The sequence below is a fragment of the Mitsuokella apri genome (genome assembly GCF_051886055.1).
In the GTDB taxonomy this organism is placed as follows: Bacteria; Bacillota; Negativicutes; order Selenomonadales; family Selenomonadaceae; genus Mitsuokella.
The window spans coordinates 1-3,176 of the sequence record NZ_JBJEXT010000010.1 but is presented as its reverse complement, the minus strand read 5'-3'; the positions used below and the strand labels follow the sequence as shown (position 1 = coordinate 3,176).

Below are 3,176 nucleotides of genomic sequence, written 5' to 3'. Positions count from 1 at the left end.
CCGGCCGTAAAAAACTCGCTGCCGAAATCCGCGAAGGCTCTCTCTTGTCCGTCAAAAAAGAAGCCGTCAATCAGGTCAAAGCCGGTGCAAGACTCCTCGACGTCAACATGGGTGTCGCGGGCATCGACGCCACGAAAGCCATGAAACAGGCCGTGACGGAAATCGCCCAGCTCACCGATGCGCCGCTCGTCATCGATACGAGTGACCCGGAGGCCCTCGAAGCCGGCCTGCGCGCCTACCCCGGCCGCGCCCTCATCAACTCCGTCACGGCAGAAGATGACCGCATCAAAAACTTCCTGCCGCTTGCGCGCAAGTACGGTGCAGCCATTCTCTGCCTGCCCATCACCGAAGACGGCGTGCCAAAGACAGCGGACGAACGCCTGAAGGCCGAAGAGTTCATCATCGAAAAAGCCAAAGAACAGGGACTTGCGGATGGCGACTTCCTGCTCGATGCCCTCGTCATGACCGTTTCGGCCGACAAGAACGCCTGCCGTGAGGTCTTAAAGACCCTGCAGCTTTACCGTGAGCACCTCGGCTACCCGTCCACCATGGGCCTCTCAAATATTTCGTTTGGCCTGCCGAACCGCCCGCTCATCAACAGCACCTTCTTCGCGATGTGCCTCGCGGCCGGTCTCGACGCCCCGATTATGAATCCGTACGACGAATCCATGCAGAAAGCCCTGAAGGCCAGTGCAGCCCTGCTCGGCCACGACCCCTGCGGCCTCGCCTTCAGTCAGGATGAGACAAATCTCGCCGTGCCGAAAAAAGCGGCCGTCATGAAGACGACGGACCTGCCGATTCTCGATGCCATCAAACAGGCCGTCATTGAAGGCGAAAAAGACATCATCGTCGGCCTCGTCGTGCAGGCCCTGCAGGAAGGAAAATCCAGCAATGAAATCACCGAAAAGGGCCTGACGGCCGCCATGACGGAAATTGGCGAGGACTTCGGCTCCGGCCGCATGTTCCTGCCTCAGGTCCTGCTGTCGGCCGAAACCATGCGCGCGGCCTTCGATAAGCTCAAAGAGCTCATCCCCGCCAGCGCTGAAGCCGACAAGGGAACTTTCGTCATCGCCACGGTCAAGGGCGATGTCCACGACCTCGGCAAAAACATCACGGGGGCCCTGCTCGCCAATTCCGGCTTCAAAGTCATTGACCTCGGTAAAGACGTCGAAGCCGACACCATCGTCAAGACGGCCCTTGAACAGAACGCCGATATCGTCGGCCTCGCCGCCCTGATGACAACGACCATGCCGCAGATTGACAAGGTTATCGACAAACTCCATCAAAAAGGCGCGCGTGCCAAAGTCATGATTGGCGGCGCCGCCGTCACCCAGGACTACGCCGACTCCTGCGGGGCCGATGCCTACGCCGCCGATGGCGTCAAAGCTGTAAAACTCGCCAAGGCGATTGTCGGAGCTGAATGATATTCATTCATACAAATACAAAAGGAGCTCCTTCCCATCATCATGATGAGAAGGGGCTCCTTTATTTTATCCGTATTACCTGAATCAGAACAGGACTTTTGCAAGATGCAGATAGTCCGGATCGAGGATCTTCTTGTTGTTGACGGCATCGTGCAGGTCGATCGAGACGACGCGGCCCTTGCTGTAACCGAAGACGATATCGGAAAGACCCGAAATCAGGGCCAGGGCAGCCTGCTCACCGAGCTGGCTGGCACGTACGCGGTCGATGACGGACGGCGAACCGCCGCGCTGAATATGACCGAGGACCGATACACGCGTATCGAGCTGCGTCTTTTCGGCAATATACTGGCCAATCTCCTGACCGCTGCCGGCACCTTCTGCCACGACGACAAGGATATAGCGCTTACCCTTCTTGTAGGCTTCCGACATATTCTCGCAGATGGCATCGAGGTCATACTCTTCTTCCGGAACGAGGATGTACTCAGCACCGCCCGAAATGCCCGAAACGAGTGCGAGCCAGCCGCAGTTGCGTCCCATAACCTCAAGGACGATGACACGGCGGTGTGCCGAAGCCGTATCGCGGAGTTTGTTGATGGCGTCGATAATCGTATTTGCAGCCGTGTCGCAGCCAATCGTATAATCGGAGCCCCAGACATCGTTATCAATCGTGCCCGGCAGACCGACAATCGGCATGCCCGTTTCTTTCGAAAGCAGCGAAGCGCCGCGCAGCGAACCGTCACCGCCGATGATGCAGAGACCTTCGATGCCGCGGTCCGTCAGGTGCTTATAGCCCATCATGCGGCCTTCCGGCGTCTTCCAGCGTTTGCAGCGTGCCGTACCGAGGAACGTACCGCCGCGCTGGATGATATCACTGACGTCCTTGGACTGCATCTCAAACATATCTTCTTCGAGCAGGCCATGATAACCGCCGCGGATGCCCCATACCTTGACACCCTCATATAATGCAGTACGGACTACAGCACGTGCTGCTGCATTCATGCCCGGGCTGTCGCCGCCGCTGGTCAAGACTGCAATACTTTTCAACATAATGGAAGTCCCCCTTGAATTGAGAATTGCTAGCATATTGACTGAGTCAAAATCAATGTTATGACATGTATCATTTTTTATAATACCATAAAAAGGCCGAAGAAAACAGGGATACCGGTAACTTTTTCGGACCAGTCCAGAGCTTGACAAACTTCCTTTATAATGATAGATTTGAATTAGTAAATGCTGTGCAACTGACGGAAGTGGATGACCACAGGGAGCACAGGGAAGAAAAGCCGACCGTCTGGGCACAGCCTGGATTTGTGTCGGCTTTTCGGCTTTTTATAGGAAAAGGAGCATAAAAAATGAAAGAACTGGAACTCAAATACGGATGCAACCCGAACCAGAAACCAGCCCGCGTTTTCATGGAAAAAGGGGAACTGCCTTTCGAGGTCCTCAACGGCCGTCCAGGCTACATCAATCTGCTCGATGCCATGAACAGCTGGCAGCTCGTCCGCGAGCTGCGCGAAGCAACGGGCCTGCCGGCAGCTGCTTCCTTTAAACACGTCAGCCCGGCTGGTGCCGCTGTTGCTGTGCCCCTCTCGGAAACACTGCAGAAAGTTTATTTCGTCGAGGGCGTCGAGCTCTCCCCGATTGCTACGGCCTATATCCGTGCCCGCGGTGCCGACCGCATGAGTTCCTACGGCGACTTCGTCGCCCTGTCCGATGAATGCGATGCCCAGACGGCTTCGTTCCTCAAACGCG

Annotated in this window: 2 protein-coding genes, 1 pseudogene and 1 riboswitch; of the genes and pseudogenes, 2 read left to right on the top strand and 1 reads right to left on the bottom strand. The window is 56.3% G+C overall.

The genetic code is table 11. From position 1 onward, the window contains the following. The coding region (locus ACI4OH_RS01440) for a cobalamin-dependent protein (protein ID WP_439784005.1) at positions 1-1,424 on the top strand (1,424 nt) is incomplete at its 5' end. Between the two features lie 84 nt (positions 1,425-1,508). Here ACI4OH_RS01440 and pfkA read toward each other — a convergent pair. Next, positions 1,509-2,471 carry a 6-phosphofructokinase gene (gene pfkA / locus ACI4OH_RS01435; RefSeq protein ID WP_439784004.1) on the bottom strand — a complete coding sequence of 321 codons (963 nt, stop codon included), beginning with the start codon at positions 2,469-2,471 and terminating at the stop codon, positions 1,509-1,511. 180 nt (positions 2,472-2,651) lie between these two features. After that, positions 2,652-2,728: riboswitch (ZMP/ZTP riboswitch) on the top strand. 48 nt (positions 2,729-2,776) lie between these two features. On the opposite strand from pfkA, the pseudogene ACI4OH_RS01430 reads away from it, so the two are divergent. Then, positions 2,777-3,176, top strand: a pseudogene (locus ACI4OH_RS01430) (phosphoribosylaminoimidazolecarboxamide formyltransferase); the annotation flags it as partial.

Bases quoted from the DNA above. Each gene is read 5' to 3' on its own strand.
- pfkA (WP_439784004.1), bottom strand. From the start codon at position 2,471: ATGTTGAAAAGTATTGCAGTCTTGACCAGCGGCGGCGACAGCCCGGGC.